The sequence below is a fragment of the Kribbella antibiotica genome, from assembly GCF_004349055.1.
In the GTDB taxonomy this organism is placed as follows: domain Bacteria; phylum Actinomycetota; class Actinomycetes; order Propionibacteriales; family Kribbellaceae; genus Kribbella; species Kribbella antibiotica.
Genome location: NZ_SMKX01000008.1, coordinates 1 through 22808, shown reverse-complemented (window position 1 = coordinate 22808; position 22808 = coordinate 1). Strand labels below are relative to the sequence as shown.

At 66.9% G+C, this 22808-nt stretch carries 21 protein-coding genes; 12 read left to right on the top strand and 9 right to left on the bottom strand.

The genetic code is table 11. The features are described from left to right. Window positions 1–11: 11 nt before the first annotated feature. A complete protein-coding gene (locus E1263_RS04500; RefSeq protein WP_132165655.1) occupies window positions 12–497 on the bottom strand; it encodes a hypothetical protein in 486 nt (161 codons plus the stop codon). Between the two features lie 194 nt (window positions 498–691). Here E1263_RS04500 and E1263_RS04495 point away from each other — a divergent pair, with 194 nt between their 5' ends. The 3 genes from E1263_RS04495 to E1263_RS04485 all read left to right on the top strand — a co-directional run bounded on the left by E1263_RS04495 (window position 692) and on the right by E1263_RS04485 (window position 4824). Beyond that, window positions 692–1948 carry an RNA-guided endonuclease InsQ/TnpB family protein gene (locus E1263_RS04495; protein WP_132165653.1) on the top strand — a complete coding sequence of 419 codons (1257 nt, stop codon included), beginning with the start codon at window positions 692–694 and terminating at the stop codon, window positions 1946–1948. Between the two features lie 207 nt (window positions 1949–2155). Continuing rightward, complete coding sequence (locus E1263_RS04490) at window positions 2156–3049, top strand: hypothetical protein (protein WP_132165651.1); 894 nt, start codon at window positions 2156–2158, stop codon at window positions 3047–3049. Next, on the top strand, window positions 3049–4824 hold the full coding sequence (locus E1263_RS04485) for a GMC family oxidoreductase N-terminal domain-containing protein (protein WP_132165649.1): 1776 nt from the start codon (window positions 3049–3051) through the stop codon (window positions 4822–4824). Before E1263_RS04490 ends, E1263_RS04485 begins: the two co-directional genes overlap by 1 nt. A gap of 25 nt (window positions 4825–4849) precedes the next feature. Here the strand turns inward: E1263_RS04485 and E1263_RS04480 are convergent, their stop codons facing one another. From E1263_RS04480 to E1263_RS04450, 7 genes are all read right to left on the bottom strand, one after another. Continuing rightward, window positions 4850–5977, bottom strand: coding sequence for a methyltransferase domain-containing protein (locus tag E1263_RS04480; protein WP_132165647.1), 1128 nt, complete (start codon window positions 5975–5977; stop codon window positions 4850–4852). 3 nt (window positions 5978–5980) lie between these two features. After that, the gene (gene tgmB, locus E1263_RS04475; protein ID WP_132165645.1) at window positions 5981–6928 is read right to left on the bottom strand and encodes an ATP-grasp ribosomal peptide maturase; all 948 of its coding nucleotides are present in this window, start codon (window positions 6926–6928) and stop codon (window positions 5981–5983) included. A 3-nt stretch (window positions 6929–6931) separates the two neighbouring features. After that, window positions 6932–7162: a putative ATP-grasp-modified RiPP gene (tgmA, locus tag E1263_RS04470; protein ID WP_132165643.1), complete on the bottom strand. Its 231-nt coding sequence runs from the start codon at window positions 7160–7162 to the stop codon at window positions 6932–6934. A gap of 67 nt (window positions 7163–7229) precedes the next feature. Then, on the bottom strand, window positions 7230–8087 hold the full coding sequence (locus E1263_RS04465) for a helix-turn-helix domain-containing protein (RefSeq protein ID WP_165956463.1): 858 nt from the start codon (window positions 8085–8087) through the stop codon (window positions 7230–7232). Continuing rightward, on the bottom strand, window positions 8084–8614 hold the full coding sequence (locus E1263_RS04460; protein ID WP_132165639.1) for a DUF6879 family protein: 531 nt from the start codon (window positions 8612–8614) through the stop codon (window positions 8084–8086). The genes E1263_RS04465 and E1263_RS04460 overlap by 4 nt, the downstream gene beginning before the upstream one ends. Beyond that, entirely contained in the window at window positions 8583–8858 is a 276-nt protein-coding gene (locus tag E1263_RS04455) for a hypothetical protein (RefSeq protein WP_202868716.1), read from the bottom strand. Before E1263_RS04455 ends, E1263_RS04460 begins: the two co-directional genes overlap by 32 nt. Window positions 8859–8947: 89 nt before the next feature. Then, window positions 8948–10063 (bottom strand): DUF4303 domain-containing protein, encoded by a 1116-nt coding sequence (locus E1263_RS04450; RefSeq protein WP_165956462.1) that lies wholly within the window; start codon window positions 10061–10063, stop codon window positions 8948–8950. 122 nt (window positions 10064–10185) lie between these two features. Between E1263_RS04450 and E1263_RS04445 the strand changes: the two genes are divergently transcribed. The 6 genes from E1263_RS04445 (at window position 10186) to E1263_RS04420 (ending at window position 17853) form a co-directional block, all read left to right on the top strand. Continuing rightward, a complete protein-coding gene (locus tag E1263_RS04445) occupies window positions 10186–10953 on the top strand; it encodes a phytanoyl-CoA dioxygenase family protein (protein ID WP_132165635.1) in 768 nt (255 codons plus the stop codon). Then, window positions 10950–11840: a helix-turn-helix domain-containing protein gene (locus tag E1263_RS04440; RefSeq protein ID WP_132165633.1), complete on the top strand. Its 891-nt coding sequence runs from the start codon at window positions 10950–10952 to the stop codon at window positions 11838–11840. The genes E1263_RS04445 and E1263_RS04440 overlap by 4 nt, the downstream gene beginning before the upstream one ends. A gap of 156 nt (window positions 11841–11996) precedes the next feature. Further along, complete coding sequence (gene leuS / locus E1263_RS04435; protein WP_202868715.1) at window positions 11997–14477, top strand: leucine--tRNA ligase; 2481 nt, start codon at window positions 11997–11999, stop codon at window positions 14475–14477. Between the two features lie 15 nt (window positions 14478–14492). Further along, the gene (locus E1263_RS04430) at window positions 14493–14897 is read left to right on the top strand and encodes a secondary thiamine-phosphate synthase enzyme YjbQ (protein WP_202868714.1); all 405 of its coding nucleotides are present in this window, start codon (window positions 14493–14495) and stop codon (window positions 14895–14897) included. Window positions 14898–14969: 72 nt separating this feature from the next. Next, the gene (locus tag E1263_RS04425) at window positions 14970–15158 is read left to right on the top strand and encodes a hypothetical protein (protein ID WP_132165629.1); all 189 of its coding nucleotides are present in this window, start codon (window positions 14970–14972) and stop codon (window positions 15156–15158) included. A 139-nt stretch (window positions 15159–15297) separates the two neighbouring features. Next, complete coding sequence (locus tag E1263_RS04420) at window positions 15298–17853, top strand: ATP-binding protein (protein WP_132165627.1); 2556 nt, start codon at window positions 15298–15300, stop codon at window positions 17851–17853. A gap of 583 nt (window positions 17854–18436) precedes the next feature. Here the strand turns inward: E1263_RS04420 and E1263_RS04415 are convergent. Beyond that, window positions 18437–18949, bottom strand: coding sequence for a pyridoxamine 5'-phosphate oxidase family protein (locus E1263_RS04415; RefSeq protein ID WP_132165625.1), 513 nt, complete (start codon window positions 18947–18949; stop codon window positions 18437–18439). Between the two features lie 218 nt (window positions 18950–19167). Here E1263_RS04415 and E1263_RS04410 point away from each other — a divergent pair, with 218 nt between their 5' ends. The 3 genes from E1263_RS04410 to E1263_RS04400 form a co-directional block, all read left to right on the top strand. After that, window positions 19168–20010: a DegV family protein gene (locus tag E1263_RS04410; protein ID WP_132165623.1), complete on the top strand. Its 843-nt coding sequence runs from the start codon at window positions 19168–19170 to the stop codon at window positions 20008–20010. Window positions 20011–20127: 117 nt separating this feature from the next. Continuing rightward, the gene (locus E1263_RS04405) at window positions 20128–20778 is read left to right on the top strand and encodes a ComEA family DNA-binding protein (protein ID WP_132165621.1); all 651 of its coding nucleotides are present in this window, start codon (window positions 20128–20130) and stop codon (window positions 20776–20778) included. Then, window positions 20765–22808, top strand: a 2044-nt coding sequence (locus tag E1263_RS04400; protein WP_132165619.1) for a ComEC/Rec2 family competence protein, incomplete at its 3' end; no start/stop codon positions are given. The genes E1263_RS04405 and E1263_RS04400, both read left to right, overlap by 14 nt.

The window sequence follows — 22808 nt, the reverse complement described above, 5'->3', positions numbered from 1 at the left end:
CCCACTTGACCTCAACGGACGCTGTACTCCTCTGCTTCGCGGTGTGCCTTGCTCTGGATCACCAGTGTCTGGGTCAGCAGGTTCGCACCCAGGCTCACCATCAGTGCACCACCGCCGACCGTAGTCGCGGCGCCGAGCAGGTGCCCGGCACCGGCCAGGCCGAGGCGGACGACCAGGTACGCCACCATGATGCCGAGTCCGGGGATGCCGAGCCGGAAGAACACCTTCCCGGCGCGCCGCTCGACCTGCGCGACCATGCCGGACGCGTAGCCGGCCGCCAGGGCGACGACGGCTCCGATGACCAGCAGTACGACGTCGATCGCGCCGTACTGGTGTTTGCCGTAGATCTGGTAGACGCCGACCCCGCAGAGGATCAGCGGACCGCGCCAGGCGTCGGCGTCGGAGTTCTTGAGCTCCGAGCAGGAGATCCGGCGGATGAGGACCACGACCACGATCGCGATCACGACGAGAGCGTTGCTCAGGGTTCCGAAGGACATGCTCCGACGCTAAGTGGGTACCCCCTTTCCGCAGGACCGTCCAGGGGTGGAGATCCGGGTGGAGACGCAGATGCAGAGGACGCGTCCAGAACCCATCGTTCTGGTTGTTGAAAAGGCTCCGATATCCAGCAGTGCAGCGACTCCCGTCTCTGCGAGACTCAGAAATTGTCGGTGCTGGATGATTGAGTCAAGGTATGTCCCGGTTCCGGATGTACCCGACTCCGACGCAACACGCTGCGTTGCTGGAGCAGTGCGGGCATGCTCGATACGTGTGGAATCTTGCTCTTGAGCAGTGGTCGATGTGGAGCCGCGACAAAGGCGCGACGCCTGGCTACGTCGAGCAATCGAAGCAGCTGACCGAGGCGCGGGCCACGTTCGGCTGGTTGCGGGCAGGGTCGCATACCGTTCAGCAGCAGGCGCTGCGAGACTTCGCCCAAGCCACCAAGAACTTCTACGCGGGTCTCAGTCGGCGGCCGACGTGGCGCAAGGCCGGGAGGCGCGAGGGGTTCCGCATAGTCGGTTCTCAGGCGTCGCGGATAGTGCGGCTGAGCCGCAGGTGGGCCGCGGTGAACGTGCCGAAGGTCGGCTGGGTGCGAATCCGGCTGTCCCGTGCCGTCCCGGATGCGAGGTCGTACCGGGTCACCCGCGATCGGGTCGGTCGCTGGCATCTCGCGTTCGCCGTCGTCCCGCCGCCGATTCCCGGGCCTGGTACCGGTGAGGTCGTTGGCGTGGATCGCGGTGTCACGGTCTCGGCCGCGCTATCCACCGGTGAACTTTTGATCTGCCCTGGTTTGTCGGAGACCGAACAAGCGAGGCTGAAGCGTCTGCAACGTCGGCTGGCCCGGTGCCGCGGCTCCAAACGCCGCGAACGGGTAAAGGCTGCGATCGCGAAGCTGTCTGCGCGGGCCGGCGACCGTCGCAAGGATTGGTTGGAGAAGGCCAGTACAGATTTGGCGCGACGGTTCGATGTCATCCGGGTGGAGGACCTGCATATCGCCCAAATGACTAGACGACCTAGGCCGAAACCTGATCCGGATCAACCAGGTAGGTATGCACCGAACCGCCGTCGTGCCAAGGCCGGACTCAATCGCGGGATCCTGGCCAACGGCTGGGGCGGCCTGGTGTCCCGTTTGGAGCACAAGGCGCCCGGACGGGTCGAGAAAGTCAATCCCGCTTACACGTCGCAGACCTGTGGCGTCTGTGGGCATTGCGCACCGGAGAACCGCAAGAGCCAAGCGGCGTTCCGGTGTGTGGCCTGCGGGCATGAGGCGAACGCGGACGTGAACGCAGCAGTCAACATCGCGGCCGGACGGGCCGTTAGCGCACGCCGAGAGACGTCGGTACGAGTTTCGTCGAAGCGTGAACCGCAGTTCGCTACCTCTATAGCGGCTGGAATCCCCGTCCTTCAGGGCGGGGAGGACGTCAACCTCGGTATGTTCTGGAACAAGTAGCGGGCTCAATATCGACCTGTGGGGCGGGATCGCGATGGTCGTGTTCGCGGCCCTGTTCGTGCTGTGGGCGCGGGTGCGGCCGATCGCCGTACCGGTCACAACAAGCGAGTGACTCCCCGGCACCACTGGTCGTTGTAGGACCAGTGGTGCCGGTGGTTCCACCTCCTGCGGGACTCCGGCGTGGCCCCCATCTGCCGAAGGACCCGTATGCCTACAGCAGTTCCTCTTGCCCGAAGGGCGTTTCTCGCCCGGATCGGGATTCTGGGCGCGGCGCTGGGCGGAGGCGGGCTGCTCACGCGCAGCCTGCTGAACCCCGCTGACGCCGCCACGAATCCCCTTCTTCCGCCCACGGTGGATCTTCTCCGCCCTGTCCTCGCGGCGCTCGCCCGCGACACCATGAACGGGTTGACGGTCTTCTGCCAGCCCGGCCCGGATGCGTATTCGCGCACTCAGGGCACGGTCAGCAAGACTCCCGGCGCGATGGAGTCCGGCGCGACCAACTTCATCATCGAGTCGCTGGACAACTTCGTCCCGTTCCCGGACGCGCTCGCGCAGCCGATCGGTGCGGCGATGGTGACCGGCCTGGCCGACACCGGGATCGTCCTGCCCGGGCTGGAGTTGCTGCCCCCGCAGCTGCGGCAGCTCGACAAGGCGCTCGCGGCGCTCCTGCAGAGTGACGAGGCGCTGCCGCTGTCGCTGCCGATCGCGATGCTGCTCAACCTGATGGCGACCCAGGTGAACCCGCTCGCGGTGAACGGTCCGCACCTGTCGCCGTTCGCGCGACTGACGTATGCCGAGAAGGCGTCTGCTTTCGAGCTGATCGAGAAGACCGACGCGGATCTGGTCGCGTTGCTGGACGTGCAGTTCCCTGAGCCGCTGAAGGAGTCGGTCTCCGGCCTGCTCAAGTTCGTCGGCGGTGCGCTGATCGAGTTCGGCACCTTCGGCGCCTACAGCGAGTACGCCGTCTTCGATCCGAAGACGCGGAAGCTCAAGGGGCGGCCGGTCTCGTGGCAGCTCTCGGGCTACCAGCCGGACGGTCCGGTCGAGGGCTGGGACGACTTCATCGGCTACTACCAAGGGCGTACGGAGGTGCACGACTGATGCGCGATGTCATTGTGATCGGAGCCGGCGGTGGTGGCCCCGTCGTCGCCAAGGAGCTTGCGGCGAAAGGGCTCGACGTACTGGTCCTGGAGGCTGGGCCGCGGCATGCGAAGCCGCGGGACGAGTGGACGACTTTTGAGAACGACGCGAACAATCCGCTGAGTGGGTATTTCCGGCTCGGCCCGACCGATCGGTCGAAGCCGGCCTGGTACCGCGAGTGGCCGCAGAACTCGTTCGTCTGGCAGCTGTCCGGTGTCGGCGGGACGACGCAGCACTTCTACGGCAACTACCCGCGTGCGTATCCCGGGGTCTTCAAGGGGTACGACGGTGCCGACCGCAACGAGTACGACGTGAACCATCGGTTCCCGTTCACGTACAAGGAGATGGTTCCGTACTTCGAATGGGTCGAGGCGCTGATGCCGGTCCAGACGGCGGCGATGGGCCACAAGGAACAGCTGTTCTTCAAGGGCGCTGAGACGATGGGGTTGCCCGTCCAGACCACCAAGACAACGTTGCGGGCGTCGTACCGGCCGCAGGAGAACGCGATCCTGCAACCGCAGGGGACGGCCGGCAAGACATCGGACAAGAACCTGCTGAACTTCCCGCAGGCCAAGGGCTGCACATTCTGCGGCTACTGCTTCCAGGGCTGCATGCGACCGAAGGGGGCCCCGCGCAACCAATTCGCCAAGCGCTCGACCGATAACAGCTATGTGCCGATGGCGTTGACCGCTGAGGTCTGGGCGACTGGTGGCCGCCCAGCTGAGCTGATCGCGGATGCCTACGTGACGCAGGTGCACTCCGAGAAGCGGAACGGCGTCCTGACCGCGACCGGCGTGACGTGGCGCGACAACGTCACCGGTGACGAGCACCGCGAGGACGCGAAGGTCGTCGTGATGGCCGGTGGCTGCACCGAGAACCCACGGTTGTGGTTCAACAGCGGTCTGCCCAATCCGAACGACTGGGTTGGGCGCGGGTACACCGATCACTTCTTCGACTGGATGATCGGGTCGTTCGACGACTACACCGGCAACCCGAAGGGCGTCGGATCCAGCGCGCGGCTGGACTACCCGCCGTACGGGGGTCTGGAGAACGTCGGCCTGCCGCCGGCGCTGAGCGCCTTCTCGGCCTCGCTGTCGGACAGCGGAATCCGTGGGCAGTACAAGAACGGCCGCGGCGCGACCGGGCCGTGGGACGGACCGGCGGGACGAGTCGCCGGCCCGGAGCTGAAGGAGCTGCTCAGCGGCGGCATCGACAAACTGCTGACCGTGCTGGTGATCACCGACGACGACGTCGAGGCGCAGAACCGCGTCACCCTGTCGGCGCTGCCGGCCGACGAGAACGGCCCGATCCCGAAGGTCACCTTCAAACAGCGCCAACGCACCAAGCGGACGCTCAAGAACCGCGAGTTCATGGCGCGCAAGGCAGCCGAGCTGCTGCGTGGAGCCGGTGCCAAGAAGGTCTACCGGATCGACTGGGCGCCGCTCATCCTGCACGTCCAGTCGTCGATGCGGATGGGGGAGTCCGAGAACAACTCGGTCCTCGATGCCCGCGGCGAGTCCCGCGCCGTCAAGCGCCTCTTCATCGCCGACAACTCAGCTCTGCCGAACGGCCTTGGCGGCCCGAACCCGACGCTCACGTCCCAGGCACTGGCGACGCGGACGGCGGAGAAGATCTTCCAGACCTACTTCGGCGGCGACCCTTGGGTGCTGAAGGAGGCCCCGGTGGTCTCCACGGATCCCCGGATCTCCGTGCGGTTGGGACAGCTCGGCCTGTAACCGCGCTCGAGCGGCCCCGACGCGCTCAGAGTTCAAACTGCCAGTCCTTGTCCGGGCTGAGAAGAACGCTGCGCTCGGGGCCGAACTCGGCGGACATCCGGTGCAGAGGGAAGCGGCCCGCGTCGTACCAGCGGGAGCGAGTTCGATCGAGCTCGCCCCACAGGCGACGAGGGCCGCTTTCGTGGACGACCCCGCTGGCCTGCTCGGCGCGGGCCCAGGATCCGTCGGGGCTGAGCAACCACATGATGCGGCTGCCGTCGTCGAGTGTGGCGGAGCGGTGCTCGATGTCGGGACTTTCGAGTTCGTACAGGCAGCGCAGCTCCCAGTCGGTCCACAGGTCCGGTACGTCGTTGCCCTCGACGCGGCGTATCTCTTCTCCGGAGGCGTCACGAGCCGCGGCGTACACGTCGTCGAAGCGCGGCGGGTAATCGGCACCCTGCCGGGCCCGCATGAAGCTGGCCGGGCCGGGAAGCACGCGTCCGTACGCCGTTCCGTCGTCGTCCAGATCGGCGCTGATGAGGAGAGAGGTCTGGGCGATGGTCGTGACGATCCGACCACCTGGGCGAAGGGCTTCGAGCCAGGCCGGAGGGATTGGCCTGACCGACACAGTCGCCATCAGCCTGTCGTACTGCCCGCTTGGTAGCGTCGTCGTCGCATCGGCGACCTCGATGGTCGGCACCCGCCCAAATCCGGCCAGCCGCTCCTTGGCGATTCGGACCAGGTAGTCCTCCCGGTCGATGCTGGTCACGAGCTCGTCCCCGAGCCGGTGACCGAGCAGGGCAGCCGAATAGCCCGAGCCGGTGCCGACGTCCAGCACCTGCTGACCGGGCTGCGGATCGAGAAGGTGCAACATGTCGACGATCAGACCGGGCAGTGTGGAGGACGAGGTGGGAGCGCCCGTCCCGTGGTCTGCCTCGGTCGCGTGGTCTGCATGCTGGCGACCGACCCGCGTCACGAGCGTTTTGTTGGAGTAGGGGCCGTCAGCGCTTGTGGTGATGAGCTGCCAGTACGGCGGGTAGCTTCCGGCGACCGGTTCCCACCATCGCGGCACCAGCCGATGCCGCGGCGTCGCCGCTACTGCGTCGTACCACTCGGGCGCCTCACCGGTCACCTGTGCGGCGAGCTGCCGCGCCGCTGCGGTCCAGTCATGCATCGATCAATAGTCCCGTCTCTGCAGGGCATCGGCCATCGCATCCACCATCGGTACGCCGGCCTTTGCCGCCAGCCAATGCCATTGGCCGTTTGGATTCACCTCGAAGAACACCCAGCGGCCATCCGGAGTCACGGCGAAGTCCAAAGCACCGAAGAAGAGCTCCAGATCATCCATCAGCAGCCGGACACCTTTCTCGACCTCGGCCGGTAGTTCGATCCGCTGGTAGGTCAGCGACGCGTAGTCGGTCCGCCAGTCCAGTCTCGCTGCGTCAGACCCGGCGTGGATCGCAACGGGGAACATCCGCTGCCCGATGACAGTGAGCCGGCACTCGAAGGCTTTGGGCACCCGCTCCTGAAACAGGTGGGCGGTCCCGGCCAGACCGGCGTCGAGGTCTGCTGCCGTGAGTGGAGTCGTCGGTAGGTAGCGGTGCCGCCGCTCAGGCGTCAGGACACCGCCGCTCAGGCCTTTGTAAATGACCTGCTCGGTTCCGATGAACTGCCGGGCGTGATCCAGATCGGACGTGATGATCGTGCGCGGTACCTCCAGGCCGGCACTGGCTGCTGCCGCTAGCTGAACTGGCTTGTAGCTCGCCGCCGAGTCCTTGGCCGGATGATTGATCCAGCGTGCAGGCAACGAACCCAGTACGCCGAGAAGTCCGACTCTCGCTTCGGAAGCTGCGAACGCTCGTGCCTCGTCGGGCCAGTCGTCGGGCAGTGCAAACTCGGCGGGCCGCCGCCACCAGACGGATCTGATCGAGTCCAGGTCGATCGTGCGGTCGCCCGTCAGGGTTCCCTCCCATCCGCGTCGGCCAAGGGAGGCTGCGAGCTGGGAAGACAACGGAAAGTCCGCAGTGTCGTAGCGAACGACATCTGCGCCGCGGACGGCAAGCTCGTCGATCACCGCGTCGGCGGTAAGGTCATCGCGGCTCGTGAGGACCAGGATCGTGCTCATGGGTCAGTAGTTGTCCGTAGAGCTGTCCGAGCCCGGTCGTTGACCATCACCGGTGTCGGTCTCGGTGCTCGTCTCCGGCAACGACGCGGCGATCGCGTGGTAGGGGTTCCCTGTGCTCGAAACAGTGAGTTGCAGCTTCGCGCTGTAGGACATCGGCGGTGCGACTGGGCGGGATGCTGCTGGCGACGCAAGAAAGCGGGCTCCGAACGGTACGGCGTACGGCGGAGTGCTCATGAAGGCTCCTCGAGACGTGGCGAGTGGAACGGCACTTGCAACCCTCGCTAGGAGCTCGACCGGCTGGCTAGAAGTTTTCAGCAGTTTGCAGCTGTTGTTTCGCGGCCGTGATGAGATCGCGCGCCTCGTCGCCGTACACGGCTTGGTCACGGAGGCGGCCGAATACCTGGCTGAAGAACTCGACCTCCTCGGGCTGGGTGGCGCGGAAGGCGCCGGTCCACATCTCGCTCCTGACCATCAGGTCGTCGAAGATGTAGAAACACTCACCGCCCCACATCGTCCGCGGGCCGGGCGGAATGATCCCGAGCGCCACGTTCGGCAGTCGAGTGGCTGCGACCAGGAAGTCGAGCTGCTCGCGCATCACCTCGAGGCCACCGAACCAGTAGCCGAGCACCCCGGCCTCGATGACAAAGGAGTAGTTGTTCCGTCCGTTCCCCATCGTCAGGAGGTGTTGACGGGCCAGCCGCGCGTCGACCGCACTGTCCACCTCACCCAGCGGCAGGCCGTGCACCGACGCGTTGATCGTCAGGATGGCGCGTACGTAGTCGGCTGTTTGCAGGATGCCCGGTACGACGATCGCCTCGTAGACGCGGAGCAGGCCAGTTCGGGCGTACAGGGCCTCCCCCCGGGCTTGGATGTGGCGTTGACCCTTGCGGAGCTCGCGACGGTGCTCGACCCACATCTGCTCGACTTCGCGATGGATGGCCACCAGTTCGTCGATCCGGCGCGCGACGCCGCAGGCGATGCACCAGGCCCGGATGTCGTCCTCGGACGGATTCTGCCGACCGTGCTCGATCCGGGAGATTTTCGTGTTGTGCAGGCCGGTGGCCTGAGCGAACTCACGGCCGCTCAGGCCTGCGTCTCGGCGCAGATCGCGCAACTTGAGTCCGAAGGCCACCTTGGCGTCGGACGCGTCCTGCCTCAAGGCAGCCGGGATGTTTCCTGCGGGCGGTATTCGTGATGCGGCACCGCAAGTGACCAGGCTGTCTCGAAGGCTTCGAGACAGAACTTCACGGCTTCCGGCTCGGTGTCCAACTGGATCTCCGACCGATCGTTGTCACCATCGAGGATGTTGAACATCGCCATCCGGCCGTCCAGGACGAAGCAGTCATTACCCGGTAAGGCGATGGCCGAGACCAGTCGCCGGGGCAGCCAGCGCAGATCCTCGCCGGCGTCTACTGCCGAGCCACTGAACCGCAGCGACATCTGCTGGTATTCGGACAAGGGCTCGGACACGACCCGGACGCGGCGCAGTGTCTTTCCTTGAGCCAGTCTGGTGGCAACAGCATCACGCCAGCCGCCGTACGAGGCCTCGAGCGTTGCGTAGTCGCGGGCGCGCCAGGCTGCCAGATCCTCCTCGTCGACTTTGTAGCTGTCGCGCAACTCCAGTTTCAGCAAGTCGTAGGTCTGGTTGACCAGCTCACCGCGGCGCTGGACCGAGATCGACTCCATACCTCTCCTCGACGTACTGCTGGACGAACCGATCGACCAGCGTCTGCGGGATCTCCAAGAAGGTCTCGCTCTCCTTGAGTCCCCGTAGCTGAGCCCCGACCTCGTCGCCAAGGGCATCGCCCTGGACGACCCAGCTTCCCTTGCTGGTCTGGTAAAAGCTCGGGCAGTCGTCTGCCGTCTTCGATTGCGGGTCCTTGCAATAGAAGTGAACCTGCAGGTCGTCACCAACCGGCTGAGTTTGCATGAAATTGCTCCTCAAGTCAGGTGCCACCGTCGCAAACGACTATCACTGACAGCAATCACCCAGGTCAAGACAACAGCCTCGAGTTGGGCCTATCTGTGCAGGGCTTCCAGACACAGGGCCGCGTGGCGGCGGACGGCTGGGTGGGATGAGGTGAGGGCGCGGTTGGCCTCGGCGGCTTCGGCTGGGGAGAGGTCGCAGTGGCCGCGGCCGGGGGCGAGCTCTTCGGCGAGGGCGGCGGCGTACCCGGGGTGGTGCTCGAAGACTTCTTCCAGGGGGCGGTAGTCGAGCGGGCGTGGAGCGAGCGTGTAGTTGCGGAAGCTCGTGTACGGCGCGCAGATGGCGGTAACGACTACATCGTGTGGAAGCTGGTTCCGCTTGCTGAATACGAGATCCAGGCGGCCGAGGAACGACAAAGCGCTGGCGATCCACGCCTGGTCCGGGCCGGAGCATCGTGTCAGCGCGGCGTCGAGTGCGCGAACGACGCTGTCGTCGGCCTGACCGATCTCGCCGAGCAGCTTCGCCGCCTGCCAAGCCTGTTGCGAGACGGCGAGCATCTCGACGAGCGCGGGCACTGCCGCCGGACCGAGTCGGCGCAGCGCTGACTCGGCCTCTTCGCTGTCAAACGAGTCAAGGCGAGATACGTAGTACGCGGCGCGCGTGTCTCCCGGAAGCGCGGCGACCTGTGCCGCCTCGGCCGCTCGTACGTCGAGTTCGGGGAAGTACCGGCGTACGTCGCTCGGGGTGAGCGTGTCCCGGATGAGCAGCTCGTGGTGCTCGTCGTCGAGGACAAGTATCAGGAGGTCCTGGCTGCGACGCCGGACCGCCTGGCAGACCCGGACGAGCAGCATCAGATACCGCTGAAAGGTCGACTCCCAGTGGGCGGTCGTGTCCCGGCAGGCCTCCGCGGTGAGGGCCTGCTCCCAACTGCGGGCGTCAGGCAACCAGTCGTCGTCGACGTGCTCCCAGTCGAGGACGCTCCAGCGAAGGTCCGGCTGGTCTTCGACCGGGTGCTTGCTGAGTGCCTGGATGCTGTTGAGGCCAAGCGTCGGCAGCGCGATCAAGGCGTTCTGCTCGCGGTAGATGCCGGCGAGTGCCGCGGCGTAGAACTGCTCGTCGCGGTGTGTGGTGATGACCGACCGGACAGCCGTTGTCAACGCGTCTGTCAGCGTCTGCTCGAAGGCGGCCCAGTTCAGGAGTGCTGTCACTTGAGCATCCTTGCACCCAGTCGGAGCATGTCCGTTTGAGAAACATCGGCGTCCGGCGGGGTCCTCCCTGACGGGCGCCAATTTTCTTACGCTCGAAGGACCCGAACAGGAGGAGCTTCGAGATGACGATCACGCCCGCCAGGGCCGAGCTGTCGAGCCTGGCTGCGCAGTATGACGAGCAGGGATTCGTGTTGGTGAAAGGCCTGCTCAGTAAGGAGGAGGCGGCTTACTATCGCGGCCGTAGCCACGATCTGCTGGCGCAGTTGAATCGTGAGGACGACCCGACGTGGCAGTCTGCGATGGGGTTGGCTGATGGCGCTACTCGGTTGCAGCATTTGCATGATGCGCAGTTCTACGATGCGGAGTTTGCGAAGCTGTTGGTTGATCCTCGGTTCACTGATGTGGCCGCTGCGGTGATGCAGGTGGAGAACGTTCAGTTGCATCACACCAAGCTGTTTGTGAAGCCGCCGGAGAACGGGTCGCCGTTCCCGCTGCATCAGGACTACCCGTTCTTTCCGCACCAGTATCACCGGGTGGGGGCGGCGATCTTCCACTTCGATGACGCGCCGGTCGAGAAGGGGTGTGTGCGGGTCATTCCGGGCAGCCACAAGTCTGGGCCGCGGGAGCACGATCCGGAGGGGTCGTTCCACCTGACTGATGTGCCGTTTGATGATGCGACGCCGCAGCCGGCTGAGGCGGGGGACGTGCTGTTCTTCACCTACCTGACGGTGCACGGGTCTGGGGTGAATGTCAGCGACCAGCCGCGCACCACCTGGCTGGTGCAGTACCGCGACCCGTCGGACCCGCCGACGGTGAAGACCCACGAGTGGTCGCTCGGGCAGGGCATGATGCTGCGAGGAGTCGACCCGACGGGTAGGAGCAATGTTTGACGCTCGCGGAGCTCGCTGACGCGGACCGTTTCGTCGACCTCGGTGGACTACTGGAGTCCTGCGAGGTCGACGGGTTCCGCGCGGACTTCCTGAGCTGGGGGCACTACCGGCCGGAGTACTGGCGCAACTACTGGCACAGCCACTCGTTCCACGAGGTCTGCCTCGCGTACTCCGGCAGTGGTCGCTTCAACAACGGCGACACCCTGTACGACGTACAGCCGGGCAGTGTGTTCCTAGCGCGACCAGGTGATGTCCACGAGATCGAGTCGAGCCGTAGTGAGCCACTGGGGATCGCCTTCTGGGGCTTCACCTTCCGTCCGGGCTCGGATGAGCCGGGTTGGTGGTCTGGGCTCACGCGCGCCGACGGGCCGGTGCTCTCTAACCGGGTGGGCGCGCTGCCCGCACTGATCACCGCACTCGCCGCCGAGGCCGCCACCCCCGTCTCCGGCTATAGCGCCGTACTGAATGCACTTGGCTCCACTCTGGTTCTTGAGACTGCCCGTGCGTTCGCACTGGACGACGACCTGGCTGTGGAACCCGTACGGCGGGATCGCGGGCTGCTAGTCGTTGAGGCGATGCAGCGGCACTTGCGGGACAACCTGTCCCGGCCGATCACGGTCCGGGACGTAGCGGCCGTCGTACACCTGTCTGAGCGCCATGCGGAGCGGCTGTTCACGCAGCAGACCGGTACGTCGCTCATGGCGACGCTGTGGCGGCTGCGGCTCGAGCTGGCCGCTCAGCTGTTGCTGGACCCGGCCCTGACAGTCACCGAGGTGGCGCGGGCCTGCGGCTATTCAGACGTCCGCCCCTTCTCCACCGCCTTCAAACGCCACTACGGGCGCACCCCCGGCGACCACCGTCGCTCCGGCGGAACGGAGTTCGTCTAGTGCTATCGTTGGCCTATGCGAGTGAGCCTGCTCCTTAGTTAGCCGTACTGGCATTCAGGCGCCTTCAGTGCGCCGGCCCGTACGGCGTCCCCTCCTGAGCGAGGGGCTTTTTCATTTCAGGGGCTCAACTACAGACACGAGCGGGAGAGTAAGACCGTGAGCGAGCAGGTGGAGGACACCCCCATCGACCGGGGTGGCTACGACTTCAATGCGATGCAGGCCAAGTGGCGTCCGGTGTGGGAGAAGCTGGACCCGTTCAAGGCGAAGGACGACGGCTCGGCCGAGCGGCGCTACGCGCTCACGATGTTCTCCTACCCCTCCGGCGACCTGCACATGGGTCACGCCGAGGTGTTCGCGCTGCACGACGTGCTGTCGCGCTACTGGTTCCAGCAGGGCTATGACGTCCTGAACCCGATCGGCTGGGACTCCTTCGGCCTGCCGGCCGAGAACGCGGCCATCAAGCGCAACGAGCACCCGGCGACCTACACCTACGCCAACATCGAGACCCAGGCGGAGTCGATCCGCCGGTACGCGATGAGCTTCGACTGGTCCAAGCGCCTGCACACGTCCGACCCGGAGTACTACCGGTGGACGCAGTGGCTGTTCACGCGGTTCTACGAGCGTGGGCTGGCCTACCGCAAGGCGTCGTTCGTGAACTGGTGCCCGAACGACCAGACCGTGCTGGCCAACGAGCAGGTCGTGCAGGGGCGCTGTGAGCGCTGTGGCTTCGAGGTCACCAAGCGCGAGCTGACGCAGTGGTACTTCAAGACCACCGAGTACGCGCAGCGGCTGCTGGACGACATGGACCAGCTGCAGTGGCCCGAAGAGATCCTGCTGCAGCAGCGCAACTGGATCGGCCGCTCCGAGGGTGCGTTCGCCGAGTTCCAGGTCGAGGGCCGCGACGAGCCGATCCGGGTGTTCACCACGCGCCCGGACACGCTGTTCGGCGCCACCTTCCTGGTGGTCGCCCCGGACGCGAAGCTGGCGGCCGATCTGGTCACCCCGGACCAGCAGGGCGCCTTCGACGAGTACCTGCGCGCGGTCAAGGCGACCACCGAGATCGAGCGGCTGAGCACCGACCGGGACAAGACAGGTGTCTTCCTGGGCTCGTACGCCGTCAACCCGGTCACCGGTCAGCGGATCCCGATCTGGGCGGCCGACTACGTGCTGGCCGACTACGGCACCGGCGCAATCATGGCCGTCCCGGGTCAGGACAGCCGGGACTGGGAGTTCGCCGAGAAGTTCCACCTGCCGATCATCCGCACCGTGCAGCCGGAAGAGGGCTTCGACGGTAAGGCCTTCACCGGCGACGGACCGGCCATCAACAGCTCGAACGCCGAGCTGAACCTGGACGGGCTGGAGGTCGCCGAAGCCAAGTCACGCACCATCGACTGGCTGGAGGACAAGGGTCTGGGCGAGCGGACGATCAACTTCCGGCTGCGCGACTGGCTGCTGAGCCGGCAGCGCTTCTGGGGTGCGCCGATCCCGATCATCCACTGCCCCGCCTGTGGCGAGGTGCCGGTTCCGGACGACCAGCTTCCGGTGGAGCTGCCTGACCTGCGCGGTTCGGACCTGTCGCCCAAGGGCGTCTCCCCGCTGGCCGCTGCTCGCGACTGGGTCGAGGTGGCCTGCCCGAAGTGTGGTGGCGCTGCTGAGCGCGACACCGACACGATGGACACCTTCGTCGACTCCTCCTGGTACTTCCTGCGTTACCTGTCGCCGGAGTACACCGACGGTCCGTTCGACCCGGGCATGGCCGAGCGCTGGATGTCGGTCTACCAGTACGTCGGCGGCAAGGAGCACGCCGTACTGCACCTGCTGTATGCGCGGTTCTTCACCAAGGCGCTGCACGACATGGGCCTGCTGAAGGTCACTGAGCCGTTCACTCGGCTGCTGAACCAGGGTCAGGTCATCAACGAGGGCAAGTCGATGAGCAAGTCCCTGGGCAACGGTGTGAACCTGGGCGATCAGCTGGACGAGTTCGGTGTTGACGCGGTCCGGCTGACGATGGTGTTCGCCGGTCCGCCGGCCGACGACATCGACTGGGCCGACATGTCGCCGGGTGGTGCGCTGAAGTTCCTGCAGCGCGCCTGGCGGCTGGCCGGTGCGGTCGAGTCCCCGGTCGGGACCGATCCGGCGACCGGTGACGTCGCGCTGCGGCGGGTAACGCACCGGACGGTTGCGGACGCGACCGACCTGCTGGACTCGATGCGCTTCAACGTCGTGATCGCCAAGGTCATGGAGCTGGTCAACGCGACCCGCAAGGCGATCGACTCCGGTCCTGGTGCCGCCGACCCGGCGGTGCGGGAGGCGGTCGAGACGACCGCGATCCTGCTGAGCCTGGTGGCGCCGTACACGGCTGAGGAGATGTGGGAGGAGCTGGGCCACGAGCCGACTGTCGCCAAGGCGGGCTGGCCTGTGGTTGACCCGGCGCTGCTGGTCGAGGACACCGTCACCTGCGTCGTCCAGATCGCCGGCAAGGTGAAGGACCGGCTGGAGGTCGCACCGGACATCACCGACGCCGAGCTGGAGCAGCTGGCGCTGGCCTCGGAGGCGGTTGTGAGGGCCCTGGACGGCCGCGGCACCCGCAAGGTGATCGTGCGGGCGCCCAAGCTGGTCAACATCGTCCCGGCCTAGCTGGAGCTGACACCGTTGGATTCGGAACTGATTTCGGTCCGGACCGGAACTCGTGAGGTCGTTCTCGACCTCACGAGCCGGTGCGAGGAGTTCGTCTCCGGTCGTGGCGACGGTCTGCTGCACGTCTTCGTGCCGCACGCCACGGCCGGTCTGGCGATCCTGGAGACCGGAGCGGGCAGCGACACTGACCTGCTCCGGGTGCTCGAGGAGCTGCTGCCCCGGAACTTCGCCTGGCGGCACCGGCACGGTACGCCGGGCCATGGCCGGGACCACGTGCTCCCGGCGATCATTCCGCCGTACGCGACTGTGCCAGTGCTCGACGGGCGGCTGACGCTGGGCACTTGGCAGTCGATCTGTTTGGTCGACACCAACGTCGACAACCCCGAGCGCCAGGTCAGACTGTCTTTCCTCGCAGGTTAATACTTAGTGACTTATCGTGGCGTTGCCCGCACCGTTACGTAGGCGAAACACGCTCCCTGTTCACTGGTGGACATGGCAGCCCTCGACACCGTGCGTGACCACTGCGCCGAACTTCTGATCCGCGCGACGCAGGGTATCTGCGCGGGCAGCCGGGTGAACGCCGAGCTCGGTCACGCCGAGGCATTGGCCCGGCGCGACGACTGGGACAGCGTGTTCGCCCTCTACGCGACCGACGACGTACCGGCGCGCGCGAGCGCCTGAAGATCCCTTTTCGCTTCCAGGTGGTTGCCGCGCGCAACGACCTGGTGTGATCGAGGTCGCCGTCCCGCACGCCGATCAGCCCGACGCGAGCGTCCCGCCCACGCTATGTTGTGTCGGGAACGTTTGGGGGTGACGGGCTTTGTCGGAGACGGACAGTCAGGGGCGGAGCTTTGCCGACCTCTTGCTCGACTTCAGGGTGCAGGCAGGGCTGTCCCAGGAGGAGCTGGCCGAGCGGGCGGGTCTGAGCGTGCGGACGATCCGCGAGCTCGAGGCCGGCCGGGTGGCTCGTCCCCGGAAGGACTCGGTCCGGCTGCTCAGCAGCGGCCTCGGCCTGGGCGCGGAGGACGCAGCACGTTTCCTGACTGCTGCCGGGCGCGGTTCGGCACCGAAAGCGGTGGTCTCGGTCGCCGATCCGGCGCCGACCGGTCTGCGCTGGCGCGGGACGCGGCCGATCCCGGACGGTCTGGTCGGCCGCGAAGACGAGCTGCTGGAGCTCGAGCAGCTCCTGCGGCAGAACCGGCTGGTGACTCTGGTCGGCCCCGGCGGGGTCGGCAAGACCGAGCTGGCGCTCGCTGCGGCTGACCGGTTCTCCGGAGCCGACACGACTGTCGTGGTCGTCGACCTGACCACCGTCCAGCGCGATGCGGCCGTCACGTCCGCGATCCTGGATGCCTTCGGCACCGCGCCCGGTACGTCGGATCTGGACGACGTACTGTCCGGCCGGAAGCCGGGTGACCTGGTGATCGTCGAGGACAACGCCGAGCATGTGCTTGACGGGGTGGCGACAGTCGCGAACCGGATGGTCAGGAGCTTCCCCGGCGTCGGCGTACTGGTGACTTCGCGGATCCCACTCGGGCTGCCCGATGAGGTGGTCCGGCGGGTGCAGGTGCTCGGAGTGCCGTCGAATGACGAGGACTTCGCCGAGATCGCGGCCAGTCCGGCGGTGGAGATGTTCATCCGGCGGGTGGCGCGGGTCCGGCCGGAGTTCCGGCTGACTGCGGACAACGCTCGTACTGTGGCGCGGTTGTGCCGTCGACTGGACGGCCTGCCGCTCGCACTGGAGCTGGCAGCTGCGCGGGCCGGGTCACTGTCGGTGGAGACCATACTGGCTGCGCTGGACGACCGGTTCCGGCTGCTGTCCGGGCCGAGGCGGTTCGGGGCGCCGCATCAGCGGACGCTGGCCGACACGATCGCGTGGAGCGTCGACGCGCTGTCGGATGCGGCGCGGCAGTTGCTGTACCGCGCTTCGGTGCTGGGGTCGCCGTTCACACTCGACGCGGTGGTCGGGGTGTGTACGGGGTATCCGATCGACGCAGCCGACGTGCCGATGCTGCTGGCTGAGCTGGTGGACAAATCGCTGCTGCAGCCGGTGCATGAGTTCGAGCAGCTGTACGGCGCTCGCTACAAGATGCTGGAGACGATCCGGGAGCACGCGTACGCCGGGCTGACTTCGCAGGACGACGACCTCACCGAGTTCCAGGACCGAGCGGTCGAGTGGTGTACGACGTACGTCGCGGGGCTTGAGGGTGCTTGGTCCTCGCCGGACCGCGACCGGCGCTACCGGGCGGCGAATGCGAACTCGGCGCTGTTCGAGGTGGCGCTGGAGCGTGCGTCGGCGCTGGCGCAATGGGATGTCGCTGCGCGGATCGTGCTCGGGTTCCGGATCGCCTGGCAGTACCAGGCGAGTGTGGCCGAGAGCGGGATTCGTTGGGCGACCGTCTGCGCGGACAACGTCACGGACAAGGAAGTCGGCGGCATGTTGCTGGCGATCGCCGGTCGGCTGTCCAACCTGACCGGTGACGTGCATGGGGCGCGGCGGCACTACGGCGAGGCCCGGCAGCTGGTTCCGGGGGAGTCAGAGATGGGGCTCGTCGCCCGTGGCGGCTGGGTGTCGTCCGGCTCGCACCTGCTGGACACCCAGAGTCTCGCCGAGATCCCGGCGCTGGTCGATGACGCTCGCAAGCACGGCGACGTACAGAGGTCGGCGACGGTGCAGGCCATCTGCGGGCTCGCTCTGCTGCGTTGGGGTCGACTGCCCGAGGCCAAGGAGCTGCTGCTCGCGTGGGAGGCCGCACTGGTCAACCCGGGCGTCTATCCGGACGAGATCGCGTACATGGCGCTCAGTCGAGTCGAGCTCGAGCTGGGGAACGTGGCCGAGGCACGGCGCTGGGCGGAGCTTGCCCGGGATGCGCAGGCGTCTGACGACCCTGAGCGGACCAAGGTGGCCGGGTGCCTGGCCATGGTCGAGTTCCACGACGGCCGGTACGACGAGGCGCGGCGGCTGCTTGATGCGGCCGAGGCTGATATCCGCGGGCATCGCGGGTACTTCGACTACCTGGTGATGCTCTACCGCAGCCGGCTGGCTCGTGCTGCGGGCGAGGCCGAGCAGGCTCGGTTGTGTATTCGGGACACGGTCAGTCGGCTGCTGGCCGAGGGCCGGGTTGTCTACCTGCTCCAGGTCCTGCCGGAGGCGGTCGCGGTCCTGCACGCGCTCGGCAAGACCGAGGCTGGTGACGCCCTGTGCGGGCAGCTGCTGGCCTGGCAGCGCACGATGGACCCGCCGATGCTGCCGACCGCCTGGGCGGTCCTGCAGGAGTCGTGCGAGCGGGCCGCGCAGTCAGCCGGCTGGCCGCAGTCGGATCCGGCGGCCGCCGTACAGGTTTTGGCTGCTGACGTATTAGTCGCCCTTTCGTGATGCTGAACCGCTAAAGCTGCCGGGTAACTGCCGGTTGTTCTGCCTCGTCCGGACATGGCTGCCCGGACGAGGATTACAGCCGTAGGGCAGGTTCCACGAAGCAGAGTCCGACACCGAGCGGTACAGGGCAGCGAAAGGGCGGGTGATCCGTGTGAGGCCACGGAAGCCGGTTCAGCTGCCGTCGAGTTCGGTGAAGGCGACGCGGAGGGCATCCGGTGGCCGGTTGGTGGGGGCGCCGACCGGCTGTCGAGAGCTCCGGAGTGCTGACAAGTGCGGATCTGTCCTGCTCGAACCGGTTGCCGTGCACCGTCAGGGCACCGCACCCGGGGCGAGGTCCCAGCAACGGACAGGCACACGACACAGGGGACGAGTGCAGGTTCGGCTGACACGGGGACGCTGGTGGGTCTGGTCACCTGCCGGCGTGGTTGGCCGCTGGGGCCTCCCGAGACCTCGACGGGCTCGCGGTCGAACCGGTTCTGGGGACCGGCACGGGGAGTAGCCCGGCGAGGCACGGACTTGGCTGACATCCAGGGGGAGTCAGCACAGAGTGAGGTGAAGGCTTCCGGAGGGGTCGGCCTTCACCTCACTTGGTCTGTGTGACCGCCGCTTTGTCGAAGGCGTAGCCGACCATCCAGCTCGGCTGGAACCGGCAGTACGCGATGTCTTCGGCCCAGGTGGACGGCGAGCTGCCGTAGTGCGCCACCAGATGCGCCTCGATCTCTGCGAAGTCCGGGTGCTCGGGAGTCAGGAACTCGACCTCGCCGTGGCTGAACACGCCGAGCCGCTCACCGTCGACGTACGAGAGACTCGCTGCCGGTCTGGCTTTCAGGTGTCTGGCCTTCGCGGCCGAGCCGGCCGTGGTGAACACCCAGCGCGCGTGCAGGAAATGCCCGTCGACCGCACTGATCCGCGGCTCACCACCCTTCGTCACGGTCGCCAGATTCAGCACTCGCATGCCGGTCAGGAGCTGGACCAGGTCAGCGGCGCTCAGCTGCCGCTCGTCCGTGATGATGGCTTGCAGATGCGCTGTCGACCGCCCGATCGAGGCGTCGAGAAGCGCCTGCAACTCGCTGACTTCCTCCGCTGATTCCTTCATCTTCCCGATACTGACACCGCGCGCCGACATAGGGCGTGTCTCGCGGTCACGCGCCTACTGCGCGGCACTCGGCACGGCACCTCGCCGCACGTGTGCAAAGCGCACGATGCTCCGCATCGCACCCTTCGCCCCCGCGCACCGATGCACCGCACCGAGCACCTGCTCGCTACGGCGCGTGACCGCGAGACACGCCCTAAACTCTCCGGTAACCTCGCTGCATGTCAGCCCGCGTGCACGTCGTCACCGACTCCACAGCCGGGCTGTCGACACACGAGGTGCTCAAGCACGGGCTGACCGTCGTACCGCTTCAGGTGGTGATCGGCGGGACGTCGTACGACGATGGTGCGACCTCGGCCGACGCGGTAGCGGAGGCGTTGAAGACCTTCACGCCGGTCTCGACCAGCCGCCCGGCGCCGCAGACCTTCGCCGACACGTACGCCGCCTGTGCCGCGGCCGGTGCCGAGTCGGTCGTCTCGATCCACCTGTCCGGCGACATGTCCGGCACCTTCGAGGCCGCGATGATCGGCGCCAAAGAATCCCCGATCCCGGTCCGCGTCGTCGACTCCCGCTCGCTCGGCATGGGCCTCGGCTTTCCCGTGCTGGCCGCGGCTGTTGCAGCAGCCGCAGGGGAGGACCAGGCCGCCGTCGAGGCCGCCGCTCGATCACGCATGGCGACCATCTCGTCGTACTTCTACGTCGACACCCTCGAATACCTCCGCCGCGGCGGACGCATCGGCGCCGCCCAAGCCCTCCTCGGTACGGCGCTCGCCGTGAAGCCGCTGCTCACGATCAAGGGCGGTCGTATCGTGCCGCTCGAGAAGGTCCGCACCTCCAGCCGAGCCATTGCGCGGATGGCCGACATCGCCGTCCAGCGCGCCGGCGAGGAATCGGTCCAGATCGCGGTCCACCACCTCGCGAATCTCGAGAAGGCGCAGACCCTCGCCGACGGTCTCACCGACCGGCTCCCGCTCGCCGGTGACATCGTCCTGCGCGAGGTAGGTGCCGTCATCGGCGCCCACGTCGGCCCCGGCCTCCTCGCGGTGGTCGTCTCCCCGCTCTAACTGGGGCCGGTTTTCCACAGGCTTCGGATTGTTGGTTCAGGCGGGTACGGAAACTCGTACTTTCTCTGTCGACAACGCCGCCCGGCGGCGTGCTCGACCGGAGGAGAGTGACGACCGATGCCTGGCTGGATTCCCGAAGCTGTTCGCTCCACCCGCTGGACCTTGTCCTTCCGCCACGTCCTGGTTCTCCTGGCGGTACTGGTTGTCGGCCTGGGCTGGGGGGTCTGGGCTGTCGTCCGAGCCCAACCGAGTCCTATCTCCGATGCCCGCCCACCGACCCTCACCACCGGCTCACCCGTCACCCAACCCACGGCCCCAGGTGCGACCGGCAAACCGCCGACCGGCACGGTCGTCATTCATGTCGCGGGAAAGGTTCGCCGCCCTGGCCTGGTCCGCGCGCCCACCGGCTCTCGCGTCGCCGACATCCTCACCCTTGCCGGTGGTCCACTCCGCGGTGTCGACCTCAGCTCCGTGAACCTCGCCCGCCAAGTCACCGACGGCGAGCAGATCCTCGTTGGCCTCCCCAATGCCCCGACCGCCCCTGCTTCCTCACCCGGTGCTGCACCGGCGGCAGGTGTCCCGGTCAACCTCAACACCGCCACCGTGCCCCAACTCGATGCGCTTCCCGGCGTTGGCCCGGTCCTTGCCCAGCGCATCCTCGACTACCGAACGGAGAACGGCCTCTTCAGCTCAGTCGACCAACTCCAAGAGGTCCCCGGTGTAGGTCCCAAGAAGTTCGACTCGCTGAAACCTCATGTCCGCATCTGACCCCGCCCCCACGTCGGACGCCGTCCCCGTCGAGCCGACCACCCCGTTGGACGTCCGCCTCCTCGCCCCCGCGGCAGCAGGCTGGCTCACCGCGATCCTCCTGATCGCCTATCGCCCTGCCGTCAGCCTCGTGACCGCCGGCGTAACCCTCACCGTCGCCATCACCACCGTCGTCCTGGTCCGCCGCACTCAAGCAATCGCGCATGCCCGTGCGACGCAGCGCGGCTGGGCTCTCCTCGGCGTCCTCGTCGTGGTGACCGGCATGGCGCTCGCCGCAGCTCTCCAAACCCACACCCTCCGGACAGGCCCGATCCGCACCCTCGCCGCCGAATCCGCCACCGTCGAAGTCCACTTAAAGCTCACCAGCGACCCCGTCCTCCGCCGCTCCCCAGGCACCCACCGCCCGCCCTACGTAGTCCTCCAAGCCATCATCGAAGAAGTCCACTCGCGGTCTACCGAGGACAGCGTGCGGGTTCGTACGCCGGTGTTGCTGATTACAGGGGAGAGCTGGCGGGACGTCCGTTACGGGCAACGCGTTGCGGCGACTGGGCGACTCGAAGCTGTGCAAGACGGTGACGATGTGGCAGCGACCCTGTCCGTCCGCACGCCACCTCGCCCGTTGGACGACCCAACCTGGTGGCTCCAAGCCGCCGAGAAGGTCAGGGCAGGTCTCCGCGCAGCGGTTGCCGACGAACCACCCGACGTACGCGGTCTTGTTCCAGCACTCGTGATGGGCGACGAATCCGCGTTGCCCGACGAGCTCACCGAAGACTTCAAGACCACCGGCCTCACCCACCTGTCCGCAGTCTCGGGCACCAACCTCACCCTCCTACTCGCTTTCGTCCTGCCCTGCGCCCGCCTGATCGGAGTTCGCGCCCGGGGCCTGACGGCGGTCGGCGTACTGACCGTCGTCGTCTTCGTGATCCTCGCCCGCCCACAACCCAGCGTCCTGCGCGCAGCTGCGATGGGACTGATCGCACTAGCCGCCATGACCAGCGGCGACGGTGGCAGACGAGCAGTCCGCAGCCTCTCCGGCGCAGTCATCGTGCTGCTGCTCCTCGACACCTCACTCGCCCGCTCAGCCGGATTCGCCCTGTCTGTACTAGCCACCGCCGGCATCGTCCTGCTCGGTCCCGGCTGGCGCGACGCCCTCGCCAACTGGCTTCCGACCTGGCTTGCTGAAGCCATCGCCTGCCCACTAGCCGCCCAACTAGCCTGTACGCCGGTTGTCGCCTGGCTCTCGAGCGAGGTATCGCTTGTCGCCGTAGCCGCCAACCTTCTCGCAGCACCCGCAGTCGGCCCAGCCACCATCCTCGGCTTCGCCGCCGCAGGCGTCGCGCTGATCAACACGGACGCAGCCCAACTCATCGGCTGGGCCGCAGGCTGGCCCGCCCAATGGATCCTCCTGATCGCCCGCCAAGGCGCCGACCTTCCCGGTGCCGCAAACCCCTGGCCAGCAACAGCAATCGGCGTCACCGTTCTCACCTTGCTCTGTCTCGCCCTGGTCGTTGGCCTCCATCGCATCCTCGCCCGCCCGCTCGCGATGCTTATCGCCCTCGCAGTCCTAGCCATCGCCGTACTGCGCCCGGTCGGTTCATTCGGTTGGCCACCGCGCGACTGGATTCTCGTGATGTGCGATGTCGGCCAGGGGGACGGAATGGTCCTCAGGGCAGGCGAGCGCAGTGCCGTGGTCGTCGACACCGGGCCCGACCCAGCCGCCATGAACCGTTGCCTTCGCGACCTGAAGGTCGAGCACATACCGATCGTCGTGCTCACGCACTTCCACGCCGACCACGTTGGCGGACTAGCCGGCGTACTGAACGGCCGTCGGGTCGACGAGCTAGAGGTGACGCCTTACTTCTCCCCGCAGGCCGAATACCGCCGAGTGACCGACCTGGCGACCCAGCATCGAATACCCGTCCGAACCGTTAGCTATCAGGAGAAACAAGTCGTTGGCGAACTCACCTGGACCACCCTCTGGCCGGCCCGTGTCCCCGCTCTGCCCCCGCCCGGCACGTCCTCCGCAACCC